The organism is Cytobacillus sp. NJ13, from assembly GCA_030348385.1.
Classification (GTDB): Bacteria; Bacillota; Bacilli; order Bacillales; family Cytobacillaceae; genus Cytobacillus.
Map to the genome: position 1 here is coordinate 157,137 of JAUCFP010000006.1, position 19,810 is coordinate 176,946.

The window sequence follows — 19,810 nt, forward strand, 5'->3', positions numbered from 1 at the left end:
CTGCCTTGATAAAAAATAAAAAGCTCTTTGTGGCATCGGTTGCCTTAATCGTTATTTCCATAGCTTTAAACTTTCCTTTTCCCCATGAAAATCCACTAGGTGAAGCAGCATTAATGATTTTAAATATTCCCATAAAATCAGCAGATGGATTTCATTATGCAGGGGTTTTCATTCTCCTTTTACTTGTGCTGGGCATGGTCTTTCTACATCGTTCACTTGAAAGATATCATTTGCGATCTTTCTTTGCCGTTATCATCATCGTTTCCCTTCTACCTCCTTTTCTGGCGGAAGCCTACCAAAAAACGCTGGCAGATGGGATTTATGCCGTTTCCTATGTTAAAGATGAAAGTTTGTGTACATTTGAAATGATTAGTGAAGAAACATTGAAGGGAATTTGTGAGCTGCCATTTGAAAATTACAGCAATGATGAAGTGTCTTTTACAATCGGCTTCAAGGACAGATATTTAACTGAAGAGGATTTCCAGATGTTTTCATTAATGAACAGTGGAGAACTCAATAACGTTAAACTGCTCCCTAACGAAGCAAAGGTTGTTCATATTGAGAAAGAGATTGATGTGTCACAAATCAAAAACCACGTTGAGAGTGGAGAAGCTGCTTATGTAAGCATCATTATTAAGTCAGGTGATAAAAACAGGAAATTATAAGAAGGTGCTGAAGAAATGAACATTGAGTTAAAACCCGTCACAAGAGACAACTGGGAAGAAGCCATTAAGATGAAGGTAAAAGAAACGCAGCGTGATTTCGTTCCTTCAGCTGCCGTTTCACTTGCAAAGGTATATATTAAACCAGATGGGGATGCAGTAGAGTATATTCCATTTTCAATATATGACAATGAAAAAATGGTTGGTTTTATCATGCATGCCTATGAACCGGATACGGCTGACATGTATTGGATTAACGGTTTTTTTATTGACCAGAATTATCAGGGCAGAGGCTATGGCGGTGCAGCTTTAGCCGAGATGATCAGCTGGATAAAAACTAAATTTCCCCAATGCGAGGAAATCCGCTTAACTATTCATAAAGATAATCATCACGCAAGGAATCTGTATAAGAACTTCGGATTTTCCCCGACCGGAGAGATTTGGGGAGAGGAAGAAGTTTACTATTTTTCGGTATAAAGGAGATATTTATGATTATTGAAACACTGGAAATAAATAAGAAAAGCTGGGATGAAGCGGCTAGAAGATTTTATGGGCGCAATCCGCTGCCTGAATATGGACCGCTGGCGCCAACTGAAGATTATCTTCAATTGTTCGGAGATGTGCGCAGCTTAAAGATGCTGGAGATCGGGTGCGGAAGCGGCCATTCCCTAAAATATTTGGACCAGCTCGGAGCAGGTGAATTATGGGGATTGGATTTGTCTTCCAGGCAAATCGAATCCGCAAAGGAGCTTCTAGTAAATTCATCTTCACGAGTAAAACTGTTTGAATCCCCGATGGAACAAAATCCGGGAATCCCTGCTGATTATTTCGATGTCGTTTTTTCCATCTATGCCATCGGCTGGACCACGAATTTAGACAGGACGCTTAAAAACGTTCATCACTACCTTAAATCAGGAGGGATGTTTATTTTCAGCTGGGAACATCCGATGTATAACCGGATTAAGGCTGAAAATGGAGCATTAATTATGGATAAATCCTATCTTGATGAAGGCTCCTATCAGCATATAGCCTGGAACCAGCCTGCCATTATGCAGCAATATAAACTAAGTACATATATCAATCTATTAATAGAAAACGGGTTTGTGATTGAAAGGGTAATTGAAGATGTCAGCCTTACTGAGGAAGATGTTCAGCGGCATGCCAACCGATGGTATTCCTATGAAAAAACGAGAGCTATACCCGCTGCTTTTATTATTAAATGCAGAAAGCTTTAGAAGAAAAGGAGGTTGAGACCGAATGACCTATCATATCAGAGTCAGAGCAGGTGCAGTTATTATAGAAAATAATTCGATTCTAATGATTGAGTTTCAGGATGAAAGAGGCCTTCATTACAATTTGCCTGCAGGAGGGGTTGAACCTAATGAATCTGTTTTAGATGCAGTGAAAAGGGAAGCGAAAGAAGAAGCATCTGTGGATGTGATGGTCGGCCCATTGGCATTCGTTTATGAATATGCCCCTCACTTAAATGAATTTCGGTATGGCCAGATACATTCACTGGGCCTAATGTTTGAAAGCCGGTTAAGGGAAGGCTCATCGCCTAAAATGCCTTCAGCCCCGGATCCTAACCAGACAGGTGTTAAGTGGGTGCCGCTTTCAGAGCTGACCAATATAGTGTTGTATCCTAATATGAAAGATCACATCTTGGAATATGTTAAACATAAAAGATACATAGATTTGATCGAAGAACACACACTGGATGTGTATCCAATGGATATGAAAAAATGAATGAAGAAATAATGATCGATTGCGGTGAGATCATCCTTAGGGAATACAGGATGGAAGATGTGCCAGCACTTTATGAAATTACTTTACAGCCCGAAGTTTATAAGTTTATTCCGGGTGCGCAGGCTGCGCTTGAACAGCGTATTAACTGGATGGAGAATTATGAAATTCCTGCGAATAAAAAATTTAGGTCCTCGATGCCTGACCTGAAAGATGCAGGATTTTTGAATTTGGGAATCATACTAAAGGAAACTGGAGAGTTTATTGGTTTTTGCAATACAGGAATAAAAGATGAATTGCCGGAGCCGAACAGGGAAATTGGCTATGCCCTCTCAAAACACTACCGAAATAAAGGATATTCCACGCTTGCTGCAAAAGGGCTAATGGGATTTCTATTTGAAAAAACAGTTCTTGAAACACTGAATGCCGTTGCATTAACAAGCAATTCCAGTTCCATTCGCGTTCTGCGAAAGTGCGGATTTCAGCTTGCTGGAGAAATGGAAATCGACGGTGAACCATATTTCCATTACATTATCAGAAAAAAGGATTGGGTATCTAATATAAAAACAGCAGCACATAATTACATAACAGCAAAAGACACCCTCCCACTTTGAGGGTGTCCCGTCATTCCATTATCTATCTGATTTTGAGTTTGTATTAAATGTGCCATTTCTGTTTTCCTGTTCATGTCCACGGACCTGGTCTCCGCCATTTCCTTTTTCCTGTACCTTTTTGCCGCCGAGTTTTACGTTTGGATATTTTTGTTCCCGCATGGTATTCACCTCCATGTTAATTAAATTATCCATAAAGGAAAAAAATATATAAATTTTGGGGTTTTTAAATGGAAATAACACTTATCAGACATGGCAGGTCATCGCTAATGGAAAATCACCGCATGAATAACCGTGAATTTAAAAAATGGGTTAAAATGTATAACCACTTAGGGATTCTTGAGGGTGAGACTTGCTCTTCTGACGCAAAAGAAAAAGGAATTTCAGCATCTTTTTTACTCACAAGTGATTTAAAAAGGTCAATCGAGTCGGCCAAAAGCATAAATCCTTCTGCAAAGATACAGACAGATCCATTATTCAGGGAAACTGAATTGCCCATACCTGCCGGTAAATTTCCGGGTATGAGATTAAGGCCAAATACCTGGGCTGTGTTATTAAGATTACTATGGTTATGCGGCTATTCACAAGGCTGTGAATCATACAGGGATGCAAAATTACGGGCAAAGCAAGCATCATTAACATTAACCTCTATTGCAAAAGAACATCACTTTGCTGTTCTCGTAGGTCACGGTTTTTTCAACCTTTTAATTGCGAGGGAACTTCAAAAAGCTGGGTGGATCGGGAAGAGGAAAACAGGTTCAAAGCACTGGAATGCAAATACTTACATCTCATAACGGAGGGGATGGAGAATGTTAACACATAATCTTTCATCGAGATTTAAAACATTTGGACAATATGAATGTCACGGATCCAGTGATTTTTATGAGTTCTTGTCTTACAAAATTGCAGGGGATGAGGAATTGCTGGTTTTGGCATCTGAAGCGAGAGACGGCCAGCCTGTGCCAAATTTATTTCTTGGGGCCATTCATTATCTGCTTTTAAGCGGGAAAGAGCATGAACTGAAGGGATTTTATCCAGGTTTAGTGGAGAATCCAAGAAACCCTCAGGAGTCTTTCCAGAGCTTTAAAGATTTCTGCAGGCTAAATTCACAGGAAATTGAAGAAATAGTAAAAGAAAAATTAGTCCAGACGAATGAAGTTAGGCGCTGTGCTTACTTATACCCGGTGTTTGCCTGGATTTTTCAGCAAACCAAAAAGCCCCTTGCCTTGATTGAAATCGGGACAAGCGCCGGCCTGCAGCTTTTTTGGGATAAATACAGCTACTCTTATGGAACCGGTGAAACATACGGGAATCCAAACGCGAATGTTCATTTAACCTCTGAAGTCAAAGGAGCCCATGTCCCGATTTTTCCGCCAGAAATGCCGCCGATAGCTTCAAGAACTGGAGTCGATCTGCATATAAATGACCTGAATAATGGGGAAGATTTTCTATGGCTGAAATCACTTATCTGGCCTGAACACCAGGAGAGAAGAACTTTATTCGAAAAAGCTGCCCAATGTGTGAAAGAAAATCCAATCAGCCTGATAGAAGGAGATGGTGTTGAGCTTTTGACAAGTCTGATTGAAGGTATACCTGATGAACATTCAATCTGTGTTTTCCACACCCATGTGGCGAATCAAATGCCCTTAGAAGTAAAAGAGAATCTGCTTGGAAAAATAAAAGCAAGCGGACAAATCAGGGATATCTTTCATCTTTATAACAATATCCAGGACCGGAATCTGCATCTTGATTATTATCTGGATTCCAAAGAATATAAGAAATTGGTCGGCCAAACAGAGGGGCATGGAAAGTGGTTCACATGGGAATTGAATTAAGCTTCATTACTATTTCGTACCGCTAAAATTTTGAAACTTGACATCATCTGTTATACTTATCTAGGTAAGTATATATTGTTTTAACCTATTAACAGATATATCTTGCAAATATTAAGTGATAGGTGGAAATACAAATGAGTCAAAAACCATACAGAGTTTTACTTTACTACATGTATGTTCCGATTGAGGACCCTGAGGAGTTTGCAAAAGAGCATAAAGCAATTTGCACTGAGCTGGGCCTTAAGGGGCGTATTCTTGTTGCGAATGAAGGCATAAACGGGACTGTTTCCGGACCAGTGGAACAGACCGACCGGTATATGGAAGCAATGAAGCAGGATCCGCGCTTTGCAGAGATGGTTGTCAAAATAGATGAAGCGGATGGACATGCATTTCCTAAGATGAAGGTTCGTGCACGTCCCGAGCTTGTAACTCTTCGCCTTGAAGACGATGTGAACCCGAACGAGGTTACTGGCAAATACTTGGAGCCAAAAGAGTTCTTCGAAAGACTTCAGGATGAAGACACAATTGTGTTAGATGCACGAAATGATTATGAATATGATCTGGGCCACTTTAGAGGGGCGATCAGGCCTGATATCAAAAATTTCCGTGATCTGCCGGATTGGGTCCGTGAAAATAAAGAATTGCTTGGCGATAAAAAGATAATTACGTATTGCACAGGCGGCATCCGCTGTGAAAAGTTCTCCGGCTGGCTTGTAAAAGAAGGATTTGAAAATGTAGCACAGCTTCATGGAGGAATTGTCACTTATGGAAAAGATCCGGAAGTACAGGGACAGCTTTGGGACGGCCAGCTTTATGTATTCGATGATCGCATTGGCATTCCGGTTAACCAAAAGGAGCATGTAATCGTAGGGAAGGATTACTTCACAGGTGAGCCTTGTGAACGCTATGTCAACTGTGCAAATCCTGCATGCAATAAAAAGATCCTATGCTCTGAAGAAAATGAGCATAAATATATGCGCAGCTGTTCTGATGAATGCCGCACGCACCCACGAAACCGTTATGTTGCTGAACATGGCCTTTCCGAGGCAGAAGTGGAAGGAAGATTAGAAAAAGTAAGAGCATAAGACGATTAGAGCAGATTTTCCTTTATGGAAACTGCTCTTTTTTATAGGAAACTTCGTGAAAGCTGATATAATATTCTTAATAATTTTTATGAGGTGGATGGGATATGGAGAATATATTATTATTTCTGTTTATGTCGTTTCTGCTCGTCATTTTGCCGGGACCTGATACAGGAATCCTGATTCAAAATACGATCTCAAGCGGGAAAAAAAGCGGCATTAAAACGATGTTCGGATCTGTCGCAGGGCTGATGGTCCATACAATGGCTGTTGTATTTGGCTTATCGGCATTAATTGTAAAGTCTGCTTACATTTTTTCTTTTATTAAGTATGCTGGTGCGCTATATCTTATTTATTTGGGCATCGTTTCGTTAAAGTCTCTATCCAATAAACAAGAACCAGCTGATACGGATAGAAAGCATAAGAAGAACAAATCGCATTTTCTGCAAGGATTTTTTACTTGTGTGTCCAACCCAAAAGTAGCTGTGTTCTTTTTAACATTCTTTCCTCAGTTTTTAAGTTCGGAAGGGAATCACTTTGCGCAATTTCTTGCGATGGGCTTAATATATACTCTTATAACAATCATCTGGTTCTTTTTCTATGTATATTTGATTGACTTCTTTAGGGCCTGGCTGAGAAAACCTTCTGTTAATAATGCAATTCAAGGAGTTTCTGGTGTGGTCTTAATGGGCTTTGGCATTAAATTGGCACTTGAGAAACAGCCTTAAGGAAGCGACTGCTTAACCTCTAAAAAGGTTAAAGCAGTTTTTTTAATAGTTTAATTGATCCTTCATCAGCGGCTCGCCTTTTGGCAGCTTTTCAATGGCCGGAAGATACTTTGAAAGTAATGAGCACTCCATCAAAATCTCCTTCTAATATGAATTGGTATATGAATAATGTTACCAAATCATGAATAATAAAAGCCATCTAAGAGACATTAACAAATAAAAAGGACTCTGCTCATGTTTGGACTGATAATAGCTGCCATTCTTTTTAATTTCATTGCATTTACAACAAAAAAGCGTCTGAATAAAAATCAAATTTTACATATATGGACATTCACAATTTCAGCTCAGCTTATATTTGATATCATGATTGAGTTTAAATACTGGGGATATTGGTACTTTGATAAGGAGCCAAACTGGGCAGGACTGCTGGCACATATTGTTCTGGTACCCCCAGTTAACATGATGTTTCTGAATTGGTATCCTTTTAGAGGGGATCTCATTAAACGTTTTTCTTATATCATTTTTTGGGTAGTTGCCATTTTGCTGTATGAAGTCATTGCTTTATTGCCCGAGCCCTGGGGCTATTTTAATTATGGCTGGTGGAGATTATGGCATGCAGCTATACTTGATCCCATGCTGCTTTTATTGATGGTCAAATTCTATAAGCTGATTACGAGGCTGGAAGAGGAGCTTAAATAATAATATAAATGATGATTTAAAAGGGAGATGTGCTCTCCCTTTTTGTGTTAGATGAAATGATTTATGGCAGATGACTGTGATACAATTTAAGTATACATATTCCCGGAAGGAGAACGTTTGTGGATATTAAATTGACTCACAAATTGATAAAAGAAATGTGCGGCACTGTCTCCTTCAAAAGAGGGGACGCTTTTTTCCGTAATAAGAAGGTAACGATAAAGAAATACAATGATGAGATTTGTGAAGCAGCAGTATCTGCTGGTGAGGATTTTTTCGTTTCGGTCGAGAAAACATCCGGAAACAGTTTTAAGACATTGTGCAGCTGTCCAAAGCTAGCTTCGTTTGATAAAGAATGCCAGCATGCAGCGGCTGTGCTGCTGGCAATTTATGAAATGCAGCAGCACAGATCGCCCATGATAAAGGATTCAGCAGGCACCCTTGGGGTTTCTCCCGAACACGCCTTAACGGATGGTCTCATGACACTTTTCAGTGAACAGCCAAGAAGGTCAAGCAGACACCAGCTTCATTTTGAAAACAGGCAGGTGCTCCATCCAGAATTCACATGTGTGCCTGTACATTTAGGGAAGGGGCATTATTTGTTAGCAATAAAATGTACCATCGGCCCAATCGCTGTCCTTGATATCCGGCAATTTCTTCACTCAGTTAAAGAGGGAGAACCAAGCCGATTATCATTATCTTTTACCTGCGACCCCGCTTTGCATTGTTTCGCGGCAGAAGCTGATGCAGTCCTTCAGCAGCTGATACAGCTTATACACGATGAATCCATTTATATAAATGCTTTAATGGGTGATTTCGATTATACTGCGACCAAGCATATGCTCTTAATTCCTCCATCATCGTGGGAACGGCTGAAGCCTGTTTTGGCGCTCGCTGAGAAAGTAAGGCTAGAGATAATGGGGAAAACATTTGAAAGGATGGCTTTTTCAAAGGAAAGGCTGCCTTTAAGGTTTGAACTCAGCGAAAAAGAGGAGAAATGTTATTTAAATGTTTTTGGCCTGGATCGAATGCTGATCCTGGATTCGTATAATGCTGTTCTATCTGGCGGCAAATTCATCACGCTCAATAAAGAAGATTGCCAGCGATTATATGATTTAACACAAATGCTGGAGTCAGCCGGGAGAAGCCAGATTCCGATTGCTGCTGAACAAATGGAACTGTTTCTGGAAAAAGTGGTCCCAGGACTTAGAAAGCTGGGGGATGTCCATATTTCTGAAGACATGTCACAAAAATTTATGAAAACACCTTTGATTGCCAAGCTATACTTAGATCGTCTGCGGAACCGGCTTCTGGCAGGAATTGAATTTCATTATGAAAATATCGTGATCAATCCGCTGGAGAGAAGAGAGCCGAAGGGAGGCACGCGGATTATTAGAGATGTGGAATTAGAGGATGAGATCCTTCAGCTTATGGAGGAAAGCTCTTTTGCAAAGACGGATGGCGGCTATTTTCTGCAAAATGAAGAGCTGGAATATGAATTCCTTTATCATGTTATCCCTAAACTGCAAAAACTAGTGCAAATATATGCGACTACGTCTGTCAGAAACCGTATTTTCAGGGAGAATGCCAAACCGCAGATACGGATAAAAATGAAAAAAGAGCGGACGAATTGGCTGGAATTCAAGTTTGAATTGACCGGCATAGCTGATCAGGAGATACGGGATGTATTATTTGCACTTGAGGAGAAACGGAAATTCTATCGCCTGAAAAATGGCGCGCTCCTTTCTTTGGAAACAAGAGAATTTGAGGAAATCCAGCGTTTTCTGAAAGCTGTGCCTGAGCAGGCTGAGGACCTGGAGAGCGGCTTGAACATGCCGATTGTATCTGGTCTTAGAATGCTGGACGCAGCTGGTGATCCGGAGATGTTCCTTCATGAGGAATCCTTCAGGGAGTTTTTAGAAGAGCTTCAGAATCCATCATGCCTCCAGACTCCTGTGCCGGAAAGCCTGAATCCTATTTTGAGGGAATATCAGAAAAACGGCTTTAAATGGTTAAAGACAATGGCTCATTATGGATTTGGCGGCATCTTAGCTGATGATATGGGACTGGGGAAGACACTGCAAAGCATTGCGTTTATTCAGTCTGATCTTAAGGCTATTCGGGAATATACCGGTCCTGCACTTATTGTGTGCCCTTCATCCTTGACGTATAACTGGTTAAGCGAACTGACGAAGTTCACACCGGACATCCAGGCAATTGTCATCGACGGAACTCAAAATGACCGGGCTGAGCTACAGAAGGACCTATCTGGCATTGATGTGGTGATAACTTCCTATCCGCTTGTGCTTAAAGATATTAAATGGTATGAGATGCAGGATTTTTACACGGTTTTTTTCGATGAAGCACAGGCATTTAAAAATCCGGTAACTCAAACAGCGAGAGCAGTAAAGAAAATTAAAGCCAAATATCGCTTTGCTTTAACAGGCACTCCCGTTGAAAATTCCGCGGAAGAACTGTGGTCTATTTTTCATGTCGTCTTCCCTGAATTGTTTGGCGGCTTAAAGGATTACGGCAATTTAACAAGGAAGACGATTGCCAGAAGGGTAAGTCCCTTCATGCTCAGGAGGCTGAAAGAAGATGTTCTCTCAGAGCTGCCTGAAAAGATGGAGCTTATTGATTCGGCTGAATTGCTGCCGGAACAGAAGAAGCTCTATGCGGCTTATCTGGCAAAACTGAGAGAAGATACCTTAAAGCATTTAAATAAAGACACACTCAGAAAAAACCGCATAAGAATTCTTGCCGGTTTGACACGGCTCCGTCAGATTTGCTGCCACCCTGCTTTATTTGTGGATGGATATAAAGGGAGTTCGGCAAAATTTGAACAGCTCAAGAGAATTATAGAAGAATCCAGGTTGTCAGGGAGAAGAGTGCTTATCTTTTCGCAGTTCACTAAAATGCTAGACCTAATTGGCAGAGAACTTGCCCTTCTGGGTCTGCCGTTTTTCTACCTGGATGGACAGACACCTTCCGGGGAAAGGGTGGAAATCTGCCGCCGATTTAATGAGGGAGAGCGCGATTTTTTCCTGATTTCATTAAAAGCAGGCGGTACGGGTCTAAATTTGACTGGTGCAGATACAGTCATCTTATATGATTTGTGGTGGAACCCTGCCGTTGAGGAACAGGCAGCCGACCGGGCTCATCGCATAGGGCAGAAGAATACCGTCCAGGTTATAAAATTATTGTCGAGAGGCACCATCGAAGAGAAGATGAATGAACTTCAGGTTAAGAAGAAAAACCTAATTGAAGAAATCATCGATTCGAATGATAGTGCAGCCGAAAGCCTGACGGAAGAAGATATATGCGAAATATTAATGATCTAAAAGGAGAAATTCCATGCCTGAAAATAATCTGAAGGGGAGCGGCTTCCCTGAAAAGCTGGCAAAGCCAGCAGTGCGTGCACTTGAAGGGGCAGGCTATTTTACACTGGAACAGTTAACCGCTGCTACTGAAGCAGAATTGCTGGATCTTCACGGAATGGGCCCGAATGCCATGGCAAAACTCCGTAAGGCAATGGCAGACAGAGGATGGTCATTTAAAGTTTAGTATGGAAGACGCGACTCTTGAGACGCGTCTTTTTTTATCAATCCAAGGGAAAACAGCTTAAAGGAGGAATTTTCCAATAGTTAGAGAAATTATTATTAATAAAAGTTTGGAGGGATTCTTAATGTGTAAAGTTGTATCGCAGGAATTTAAAGCAGTAGTCATAAGGAACAAAGGGCTATTTAAGGATTATGCCCATTTGGTGCCTGAAGCAGCTCAAAGTTTCTTGAAGCAGGGCCATCTTGTACAGCATAGCAGCGGACTTGAAGTGTCCATTTATGAACCTAAGAGAGGGGAAGACCACTTTGAGGGAATATTTTTAGTCGGTTACTTAGTTCATGAGAAACCTGAGACACTGCCGGATGGGATGGAATATATAGAGGTACAGCATACTTATGCATCAATCAGAGGAAAGGGAGCCGACATGGGCGGCCTGTATACACGTCTTAACAATTGGATTAAGGAGCAGGGCAATACGCAGGATTCCCCTGATCATTATATTTTGGAAGTTTATTATCCGGTTGAAAATGAAGAAGAGGATGCAGAAGTATACATTCCAGTCAAAAACTAACCGCTCAAATTCTGAGCGGCTGTCTGTCTTAGATCTCTTTCGCCGAAATCGGGAGAAAGAGCTTTATGCCCCTTTTATTAAATGGAAGCAATTTTGAATCGGCTATCAAATGGCTTATATAACCGGCAAGGCATGTATAAAATACCCCCTCTATGCCAAGTGATGTTTCAAATTTGGCAGAGATGAATCCAAAAAAAATAACACCCAGGATGGAATGAGTATAACTGCGGTGGGAAACGAAGGAAGCTATCAATATATAAATCCCAAATAATATCAGCCAAAGTTCCTGCAAAGAGATGCCTCCTGCCAGGACGCCAATTCCCGTAATGGTCAGCATATGCTTTTGCCTGATTTTCGCAGAAATGGCGGTCATACTGATCCCTATAGCGATTCCCAGCCATTTCTCTTTCGGGGAGCCTTCATAGAAGCTATAAATGATCATTAAAATTCCTATGATTTGGGCAACTGTCCGAACGACTTCATGTGAAAGTGTAAGCCGGTCACGAAGTTTTCCATCAATGTCGAGGTCCGGGATTAATCCAGAAACGCTGCCGAGTCCTACTAATAATAGAGTTGTGGATGGGCTGGCATGAACAGTGTTCGCAACCACGTATCCTGCTGCTGCTCCAATCGCTGCATGGGCGGTACCATTCAATATAAATTCCACCTTTATAATATATTTGCATTTTTTTCATGCATTCTTATATTATATCAAAACATTTGTTCTGTTTTAGGGTTTGATAGATTATTTTGTTATTTAGGGCTAAATTCTCCTCAGAGTTCATTATCCTGGGCATACTTAAAAGAGTTCATGGTATAATGAACAGTACATTGAGCTATATGTATACATAATAGAATTTGTATCTAAGGAAGGTATTTATGTCAGAGGAAAACATAACGAGGATTCATTTAGACGGCAAGGAATACATACTGATAGGAACAGCACATGTTTCAAAGCACAGTGCAGAACAGGTAAAGGAAGTCATTGAGGCTGAACAGCCTGACTCTGTTTGTGTGGAATTGGATGAACAGAGATACCAATCGATTACAGAAGGCAGCAAGTGGAAGGAAATGGATATTATCCAGGTAATTAAGGAGAAGAAGGCATCGCTGCTTTTAATGAATCTGGCGATTTCATCCTTTCAAAACCGCATGGCTGACCAATTCGGCATTAAAGCCGGCCAGGAAATGATTCAGGGAATTGAATCAGCCAAGGCTGCCGGGGCAAAGCTTGTTCTGGCTGACCGGAATATTCAGATTACCTTTGCAAGGATTTGGGGCAACCTCGGTTTAAAAGGAAAATCCCTGCTTCTTAGTCAAGTAATAGCAAGTATTTTCAGCAAAGATACCATAACTGAAGAAGAACTTGAGAAAATGAAAAATCAGGATACGATAAATGCGATTCTAAATGAATTTACAGATAGTTTTCCGCGATTAAAGAAACCACTCATTGACGAGCGGGATCAATACCTTGCACAAAAAATTAAAGATGCACCAGGAGAAAAAATAGTGGCGGTGCTTGGGGCAGCCCATGTACCGGGGATCAAAGAGGAAATCAAAAAAGAACAGGATATGGCTAAATTGACAGAGCGCCCGCCAAAATCCAATATTCCAAAGATTGTCGGCTGGAGTATTCCTATTATGATTATTGCCATCATTGCCTATACGTTCATAGCAAACCCAACAGCAGGGCTTTCCCAGACTTTTAGCTGGATTCTATGGCATGGATCTTTATCAGCTCTTGGGGCAGCGGTTGCATTGGGTCATCCGCTTACGATTCTGACAGCATTTATAGCAGCGCCAATAACCTCCTTAAACCCTCTATTGGCATCAGGCTGGTTTGCTGGTCTGGCGCAGGCATATGTTCGCCGCCCAAATGTCCGTGATTTCGAAACTCTTTCAGAGGATGTTTTTACTGTAAAAGGATTTTGGCGCAATAAAGTAACCCGTATATTACTCATCGTGGTACTTTCCAATATTGGAAGCTCGATCGGTACTTTTATTGGCGGAGCCGATGTTTTAAAAACATTTTTTGAGAATATTTAATGAGATTTTTGATGCCAAACCTGAAAGGCCGTTGACTATGAATTATCAATAAAGAAAAAAGTGCTAGCTTCTGGTTCGGGATGCTAGCACTTTTTTCATTATCTGTCAGCAGCAATCGCTTTTCTCTTATAAAGTAAGGACCCCAAAAGAAAAGTAACGGCTCCCCAGATCACCATCACGCCTATTCCTGCCCAAAGTGCTACTGTAGCAATACCGGTTTCATACACCATGCTTTCCCTTAAGCCTTCAGCAAAATAGGTTAGCGGCAGGATGCTGGATATTGGCTGGATCCATTCAGGCATCGTTTCAATAGGGAAGAACACACCGCTTAAAAACATCATGAGAAAACTGCAGATATTAGCTACTCCCATATAAGCTTCTGTCGTTTTGCTGAAAGATGAGAAGAAGTAGCCAAGTGCATTAAAGGATAAAGCCCCGATCAGGAATACGATAATCAAGGTAAAAGGATTAATATAAAGGTTGGCGCCAAATACGAGGACACCTATTAATGAAAGCAGGATGATCTGCACAATACTGAACAACAGCCTCATAACCATATCACTTAATCCGAAGATGCCCATATTTGCCGGTGTCATTCGCAGCCTTTTGATTAATCCCTTTCTGCGCATTTCCACCAGATCCACCATGCCAAACATGCCGCCCTGGGCAATGGATAAAGCAATCATCCCGGTTAAAAGGAAATCTGTATATTCCAGTTCATTGGTGCCAGAGGTTATCGATTCATATTGCAGATCATATTTCGGAGAAGCACCTGCAGCCATTAAATTGGCCTGCTGGACAAACTTATCCAGAATGCCGGAAACAGCCTGGGCTGCGGCACCCTGTTCATTTTCTTTATTTATTACAAGGAAAACAGAGGAAGCTTCTGCTGACTCCGGCAGGATGATGGCGGCATCCACTTCCTGATCTTTTACCCATTCCTCCGCTTTATCCCTTGTGACAGGCTTACCTGATTTGACTTCAAAAACGGGAAGTCCGCTGATTTGTGAAAGCATCATCTCTGAAGCTGGATTCGGGCTTGGATCCACAACAGCCACTTCGGTTTTAAACTCTTCATCTGAATTTCCGCTGAAGATGACCATGAAGATAACCATTAGAATAACCGGGAAAAAGATGCCCCAGAACCATGCCTGTTTTTCGCGAAGAGTCAATTTCAGCTGTGCCAAAAACATCATTTTAAATTGATGGTATCTATTAATCTTAATCCCTCCATTCTTTGCCGGTAAACGCAATAAACACATCTTCCAGGCTCATTTCCCTTATGGAGACCTGTTCCACCCCGTATGATTTTTCTTTTGTAAACTTAAATAAGTCCAAAAGGGTTTCTTCAGGCTTTGCTGCCCATATTTTCAGAGTTGCCCCTTCCCGTTCCGTTTTGGATACGGATTCCAGATCCTTCGAGAACCTATCAGCATCCTCTGCAGCACCATCGCCATCAAGAAAACTCAATCTTATTTCCCGTTCATCTGTAAGTTTCTCTATGAGTGCGGAAGGAGAGTCAAGTGTAATCACGTTCCCCTGGTCCACAATGCATACACGATCACTTAATTTCTCTGCTTCTTCCATGTAATGAGTGGTAAGGATGGTCGTTTTCCCTAGTTCTTTAAGATGAAGAATGATGTCCCAAATATTTCTTCTGGCCTGTGGATCAAGGCCGGTAGTCGGTTCATCCAGAAAAATGATTTCAGGGTCACTAATCAGCGCCAGTCCAATGGCAAGTCTTTGCCTCTGGCCGCCTGAAAGTTTTTTTACATGATTTTTGCGGTGCTCAGTAAGATTGACTATTTCCAGGATTTCTTTGGCTGGCCGTGCATGGTCGTAAAAGGATGCAAAAAGGTTCAGGTTTTCTTCTGGTGTTAATAAATCAAACATGGCACTTGACTGTGGCTGGACGCCAATTTTCTTCTTTATTGAAACGGCATGCTTATTCCAATCGAGGTCGCCAAAATGGATTTCACCGTTATCGGGTGAAACAAGACCCTCAATCATTTCCAGTGTAGTCGTTTTGCCAGCTCCGTTTGGACCGATAATCGTGAAGACTTCCCCGGCATTAACCGAGAAACTTATATCCTGGACAGCCTTTATTAGGCCAAAGGATTTTTGTAGATTCCTTACTTCTAAAACAGTCATTCCTCTTCCTCGCTTTCATGACAAGTTGGCTATCAGCATCATGCAAAATTCCTAACCTTCTATTTAATACGTTACTTTTTTTGAAAAAATTCATTTTTTTAGTAAACTTAATAATATCGATACTGGTTCCATAATATGGGACAAACCCATATAGAAAAGATGATTGCTGTGTTTTAAAATGATGGGTGAAAGGCTTTTTCTATCAGAAGTTAGGGGAGAAGTGTAAATGAGAGAACTTCCAATAGTGGTTGATGATCTATTAAATAAGTACATAGATTTAGTAAATGAATATATGCCCAATCAGCTTGCAGGCCTTTATTTGCACGGATCGCTTGCACTGGATGCTTTTGCAGAAGGATCAAGCGATATTGATTTTATTGCGGTTACACAAAGAGGTTTAACTGAATCAGAATTGAAAAAGGCTGAGGAGATCCATAGGATAATAGCAGACAAATATCAGTTTCCTGTGATGGATGGGGTTTATTTAACTCAAAATGAACTGGGAACGCTTTGTGAATGTTTCTTCTATAATAACGGGACAATGAATTATGGGCATTTCCTGAATCCAGTCACCTGGTGGCTTTTAAAAAAGAAGGGTATTGTCATTTATGGGACTGTTCCGGTTATAGAGATAAATGACTATGATTTGGTTTCATACACTTATGAGAACATGAATACATATTGGGCGAATCGAATCCAGACATTCGAGAAATCGATTGATGAACTTACACAAATAGCCGACTCTGAGATTGATAAAGAAGTTGAATGGACGGTGCTCGGCATATTGCGCCTGTTTTACACATTGAGAGAGAAGGATATTTTCTCTAAGCAAGGGGCCGGGGAGTACTCATTAAAGCATTTGCCGGAAAAATGGCACCCAATCATAGTGGATGCCCTCAATATTCGCAGAGGTGAGGAAAATAGACATTATGCAAGAAAGCGTGATCGAATTGAAGAGACTATTAAACTGTCAAAATATCTTATAAGCCAATCAGCAGCAATCAAAAATAGGTGAGCTTCCCTTGATGTGAAGCTCACTTGACTGAAGGCCGTTACGTTATCCTCATTGGAGTATTCAAGTTATGGGAATCCCGATAGGATCGATAAGAGACAAATCTTTTTCCGTGTGAGGATCCATCCAATTGAAGAATCCGTTCATTAATTGTTTCCATATACAGAAAGTCATCATTCGCATTTAGACGATAGAAAGTGTAGGTGTATCCAAGGAGTTCTTTCTTGGTTATTTGCGTATCGGGATGCTGCTGGATAAATTCTGACAGCTGCTTAACAGAAATGGAAGGAATCTCTGCCATTTCATAAAGCTTCCCTTTAAGGTTAGCTTTTAGCTTGCTTACGGCACTCATTGCCTTTTCTTTATATTTATTCCTGGACATGAAGTCACTCCTTCATAATGAGATATTAAGAATAATTTCCATTTGCAGAAAGAATAAACATTACCGGCAGGAAAGTCAAGAACAGTAACATATGAAAAAATATTCTGTGCTATGAACGAAAGGAAGTGTGTATTTTGCCTAAACAAATGAGTAATTTAATACCCGATTGTGAAAATTGTTTTGGGCTTTGCTGTGTGGCCCTCCCTTATGCAAAATCTGCTGACTTTGCTTTGGATAAGGAAGCAGGTCAACCATGTCCCAATCTGCAAGCTGATTTTCGCTGTCAAATACATGCAGACCTCAGGGGAAAAGGCTTCAGAGGATGCACCTCATTTGAATGCTTTGGAGCAGGCCAAAAAGTATCTCAAAACACTTTTAAGAATAGAGACTGGCGCAGCCATCCTGGACTTGAGAAAGAGATGTTTGATGTGTTTCCCATTATGCATCAGCTTCATGAAATGCTTTTCTACTTAACAGAAATTCTATATTTGGAAGCCGCTATGCCTATTCATGGTGAAGTCGGAGAAATGTTGGACAAAACAGAGGCTTTAACTAATATGGAACCGGGTTTGATTATGGCTATTGATGTCCAGGCACATAGGGATGAAGTCAATAAACTGCTTCTAAAAGCCAGTGAGTTTGTCAGGATAAACTCAGGATTGAATCAAAAATCCGCGAAAAAATATAGCGGCCGGAGAGATTTTATCGGAGCCAAATTAAGTGGCGAGGTGTTGTGCGGAGCGAATTTAAGAGGTTCCTTGTTTATTGCAGCTGACCTGCGCAAAGCTGACTTGAGGTATACGGACCTTATTGGTGCAGACTTTAGGGACGCAAATTTAAGCGGAGCCAATCTAATGGGAAGTATTTTTCTTACACAGGCTCAGGTTAATTCAGCAACAGGGGACATGTATACGAAGCTGCCAAAGGGTTTACAGAGACCACAGCATTGGGTGAATTAAAAGGAAAGAAGAGATGCCGAATGACACAGAACGAAATCGTGCTTGTTGTCAGCACATCAATTATACAGGAAGGCAAAGTGCTGATGATAAAAGAGAATAAAGCCACTGTAAAGAATAAATGGAATTTCCCGTCCGGCCGTGTTGAAAAAGGTGAAGATATCCTTGCGGCTGCCTGCAGAGAAGTTAAAGAAGAAACGGGCTTGGACGTAAACCTGACCCATACAACTGGAATCTATAACTTTATCAGCAGTACGGACCATCAGGTCATCTTATTCCATTTTATTGCTCAAATAAGAGGGGGCTTTTTAAACCATCAGGAAGAGGAAATTGCCGATAGTACGTGGGTGAACCTGTCAAACCTTAATAACTTGAAAGACGAGGAACTTCGCGATGCCAAAGTCATAAGGCAAATACTAAATGCCGTAAAAGCTGATAAAATTTATCCCTTGGAGCTGTTTCAAACAAAGTTAAGCTGATGAGGTAAAAGGAATTTTTAGGAATTTTGTCGAAAGAATACCCTATCGATAAAATTAGGTGGGGTATGGATGGAGTTTAAAATTAAGAATGAATATTTTAATAAAGCCATTGGAGAAGTAAGCAGTGCAATTTCTGCTAAGACACCTTTTCCTATTTTAACCGGAATAAAGCTGACTGCATGTGAGGACAATTTAAGACTCACTGGAAGCAACTCTGATATTGTGATTGAAAAAGTCATTCCTGCTGCTGATGAAGGGGCAGTACTGGAAATAGTAAAGACTGGAAGTGTTGTAGTAACATCCAGATATCTGACAGAGCTAATTAAAAAGCTGCCGGGTGACATACATATCAAAGTCAATGAAAAGCATAACGTGACAATCCTATCAGATGAAGTTATGACATTTATAAACGGTTTTCCAGCAGAACAGTATCCAAAACTTCCTGAATTTGAAAATTCGCATGGGATCCAAATTTCTTCTGTAAAATTATCAGGAATAATAAAGCAGACCGTGTTTGCAGTTTCAAAGAAAGATGCAAGGCCGGTGCTCACAGGAGTGCATATGATTATTAAAGAAAATCACTTTTCGTGTGCGGCAACCGACTCACATCGATTAGCATTTCTGGAGACAAGGATCGTTTCTTCTTCCAAAGGGTCTTTCATAGTTCCAGGATCCAGCCTAAAGGAACTTTTAAAGCTATTGGCTCATCAGGAAGAAAGCGAAATACAAATCTTCTCATCAGCGAGCTATTTAGTTTTCAAAACAAAATCAATCATGCTCTGTTCACGGCTTATTGAAGGCAAGTATCCGGATGTAACTGGACTCATCCCGAATGAAACGAAAACAGTTATAAAACTGGATGCAAAGAAACTATTAAAGGGAATTGACCGCGCCTGCCTGTTTGCCCTCGAATGGAAGAATAACAATGTCCTCTTGGAGATAAAAGAAGGAACATTGAAAATATCTTCTGTTTCCTCTGCCATTGGAAAAATTGAAGAAATGCAGCCTCTATTAGAAATTACTGGCGAGCGGGAACTATCCATATCACTTGATGGGAATTTTTTAATGGATGCCCTAAAAGCTATACAGGAAGAGCATGTTCTTTTATGCTTCAGCGGCACAATGAAGCCGGTTATAATCAAGCCTGTCAGCGACGAGTCTTATATTCAGCTTGTTTCACCCGTCCGTTCGTATTGAGAGCAGTATTCTTACGCAAAGAAATAACATGTCTAAATAACTTTTTGCACCATTCACCAGCTAGGACAGCAGGCGGATGGTGCTTTTTTATGACTTAC

Annotated in this window: 23 protein-coding genes; 18 read left to right on the forward strand and 5 right to left on the reverse strand. The window is 40.8% G+C overall.

From position 1 onward, the window contains the following. Window positions 1–5: 5 nt before the first annotated feature. Genes QUF73_00830 through QUF73_00850 form a run of 5 tightly spaced genes read left to right on the forward strand, consistent with a single transcriptional unit; the run spans window position 6 to window position 3,019 of the window. Window positions 6–665 (forward strand): hypothetical protein, encoded by a 660-nt coding sequence (locus tag QUF73_00830; protein MDM5224749.1) that lies wholly within the window; start codon window positions 6–8, stop codon window positions 663–665. Between the two features lie 15 nt (window positions 666–680). Next, window positions 681–1,139: a GNAT family N-acetyltransferase gene (locus QUF73_00835; GenBank protein ID MDM5224750.1), complete on the forward strand. Its 459-nt coding sequence runs from the start codon at window positions 681–683 to the stop codon at window positions 1,137–1,139. A gap of 11 nt (window positions 1,140–1,150) precedes the next feature. After that, entirely contained in the window at window positions 1,151–1,897 is a 747-nt protein-coding gene (locus QUF73_00840; GenBank protein ID MDM5224751.1) for a class I SAM-dependent methyltransferase, read from the forward strand. A 22-nt stretch (window positions 1,898–1,919) separates the two neighbouring features. After that, complete coding sequence (locus tag QUF73_00845) at window positions 1,920–2,408, forward strand: NUDIX domain-containing protein (GenBank protein MDM5224752.1); 489 nt, start codon at window positions 1,920–1,922, stop codon at window positions 2,406–2,408. Continuing rightward, on the forward strand, window positions 2,405–3,019 hold the full coding sequence (locus tag QUF73_00850) for a GNAT family N-acetyltransferase (GenBank protein MDM5224753.1): 615 nt from the start codon (window positions 2,405–2,407) through the stop codon (window positions 3,017–3,019). The genes QUF73_00845 and QUF73_00850 overlap by 4 nt, the downstream gene beginning before the upstream one ends. 18 nt (window positions 3,020–3,037) lie before the next feature. On the opposite strand, the gene QUF73_00855 is transcribed toward QUF73_00850, so the two are convergent. Beyond that, window positions 3,038–3,178 (reverse strand): hypothetical protein, encoded by a 141-nt coding sequence (locus tag QUF73_00855; protein MDM5224754.1) that lies wholly within the window; start codon window positions 3,176–3,178, stop codon window positions 3,038–3,040. 68 nt (window positions 3,179–3,246) lie between these two features. Between QUF73_00855 and QUF73_00860 the strand changes: the two genes are divergently transcribed. The 8 genes from QUF73_00860 (at window position 3,247) to QUF73_00895 (ending at window position 11,489) form a co-directional block, all read left to right on the forward strand. Then, entirely contained in the window at window positions 3,247–3,810 is a 564-nt protein-coding gene (locus tag QUF73_00860) for a histidine phosphatase family protein (GenBank protein ID MDM5224755.1), read from the forward strand. A gap of 15 nt (window positions 3,811–3,825) precedes the next feature. Further along, complete coding sequence (locus QUF73_00865; GenBank protein MDM5224756.1) at window positions 3,826–4,851, forward strand: DUF2332 domain-containing protein; 1,026 nt, start codon at window positions 3,826–3,828, stop codon at window positions 4,849–4,851. A gap of 134 nt (window positions 4,852–4,985) precedes the next feature. Continuing rightward, window positions 4,986–5,936: a rhodanese-related sulfurtransferase gene (locus QUF73_00870; protein ID MDM5224757.1), complete on the forward strand. Its 951-nt coding sequence runs from the start codon at window positions 4,986–4,988 to the stop codon at window positions 5,934–5,936. A 104-nt stretch (window positions 5,937–6,040) separates the two neighbouring features. Continuing rightward, the gene (locus tag QUF73_00875; GenBank protein MDM5224758.1) at window positions 6,041–6,661 is read left to right on the forward strand and encodes a LysE family translocator; all 621 of its coding nucleotides are present in this window, start codon (window positions 6,041–6,043) and stop codon (window positions 6,659–6,661) included. Window positions 6,662–6,895: 234 nt separating this feature from the next. Then, window positions 6,896–7,360, forward strand: a complete 465-nt coding sequence (locus QUF73_00880) for a hypothetical protein (GenBank protein ID MDM5224759.1) — start codon at window positions 6,896–6,898, stop codon at window positions 7,358–7,360. A 119-nt stretch (window positions 7,361–7,479) separates the two neighbouring features. Continuing rightward, on the forward strand, window positions 7,480–10,698 hold the full coding sequence (locus tag QUF73_00885) for a DEAD/DEAH box helicase (GenBank protein MDM5224760.1): 3,219 nt from the start codon (window positions 7,480–7,482) through the stop codon (window positions 10,696–10,698). 13 nt (window positions 10,699–10,711) lie between these two features. After that, on the forward strand, window positions 10,712–10,921 hold the full coding sequence (locus tag QUF73_00890; protein MDM5224761.1) for a DNA-binding protein: 210 nt from the start codon (window positions 10,712–10,714) through the stop codon (window positions 10,919–10,921). Window positions 10,922–11,042: 121 nt separating this feature from the next. Further along, window positions 11,043–11,489 (forward strand): GyrI-like domain-containing protein, encoded by a 447-nt coding sequence (locus tag QUF73_00895; GenBank protein MDM5224762.1) that lies wholly within the window; start codon window positions 11,043–11,045, stop codon window positions 11,487–11,489. A 28-nt stretch (window positions 11,490–11,517) separates the two neighbouring features. Here QUF73_00895 and QUF73_00900 read toward each other — a convergent pair whose 3' ends face one another. Continuing rightward, entirely contained in the window at window positions 11,518–12,144 is a 627-nt protein-coding gene (locus tag QUF73_00900) for a metal-dependent hydrolase (GenBank protein ID MDM5224763.1), read from the reverse strand. 224 nt (window positions 12,145–12,368) lie between these two features. Between QUF73_00900 and QUF73_00905 the strand changes: the two genes are divergently transcribed. Continuing rightward, on the forward strand, window positions 12,369–13,535 hold the full coding sequence (locus QUF73_00905) for a TraB/GumN family protein (GenBank protein MDM5224764.1): 1,167 nt from the start codon (window positions 12,369–12,371) through the stop codon (window positions 13,533–13,535). Between the two features lie 98 nt (window positions 13,536–13,633). Here QUF73_00905 and QUF73_00910 read toward each other — a convergent pair whose 3' ends face one another. Then, window positions 13,634–14,797 (reverse strand): ABC transporter permease, encoded by a 1,164-nt coding sequence (locus QUF73_00910; GenBank protein MDM5224765.1) that lies wholly within the window; start codon window positions 14,795–14,797, stop codon window positions 13,634–13,636. After that, window positions 14,757–15,686, reverse strand: a complete 930-nt coding sequence (locus QUF73_00915; protein MDM5224766.1) for an ABC transporter ATP-binding protein — start codon at window positions 15,684–15,686, stop codon at window positions 14,757–14,759. The genes QUF73_00910 and QUF73_00915 overlap by 41 nt, the downstream gene beginning before the upstream one ends. Window positions 15,687–15,912: 226 nt before the next feature. Between QUF73_00915 and QUF73_00920 the strand changes: the two genes are divergently transcribed. Continuing rightward, the gene (locus QUF73_00920) at window positions 15,913–16,701 is read left to right on the forward strand and encodes a DUF4111 domain-containing protein (protein MDM5224767.1); all 789 of its coding nucleotides are present in this window, start codon (window positions 15,913–15,915) and stop codon (window positions 16,699–16,701) included. 37 nt (window positions 16,702–16,738) lie between these two features. Here the strand turns inward: QUF73_00920 and QUF73_00925 are convergent, their stop codons facing one another. Further along, on the reverse strand, window positions 16,739–17,080 hold the full coding sequence (locus QUF73_00925) for a hypothetical protein (GenBank protein MDM5224768.1): 342 nt from the start codon (window positions 17,078–17,080) through the stop codon (window positions 16,739–16,741). Window positions 17,081–17,226: 146 nt separating this feature from the next. On the opposite strand from QUF73_00925, the gene QUF73_00930 reads away from it, so the two are divergent. The 3 genes from QUF73_00930 (at window position 17,227) to dnaN (ending at window position 19,712) form a co-directional block, all read left to right on the forward strand. Beyond that, entirely contained in the window at window positions 17,227–18,039 is an 813-nt protein-coding gene (locus QUF73_00930) for a pentapeptide repeat-containing protein (GenBank protein ID MDM5224769.1), read from the forward strand. Window positions 18,040–18,059: 20 nt separating this feature from the next. Then, complete coding sequence (locus QUF73_00935; protein MDM5224770.1) at window positions 18,060–18,515, forward strand: NUDIX hydrolase; 456 nt, start codon at window positions 18,060–18,062, stop codon at window positions 18,513–18,515. Between the two features lie 69 nt (window positions 18,516–18,584). After that, entirely contained in the window at window positions 18,585–19,712 is a 1,128-nt protein-coding gene (dnaN, locus tag QUF73_00940) for a DNA polymerase III subunit beta (protein MDM5224771.1), read from the forward strand. The last annotated feature ends 98 nt before the right edge of the window (window positions 19,713–19,810 follow it).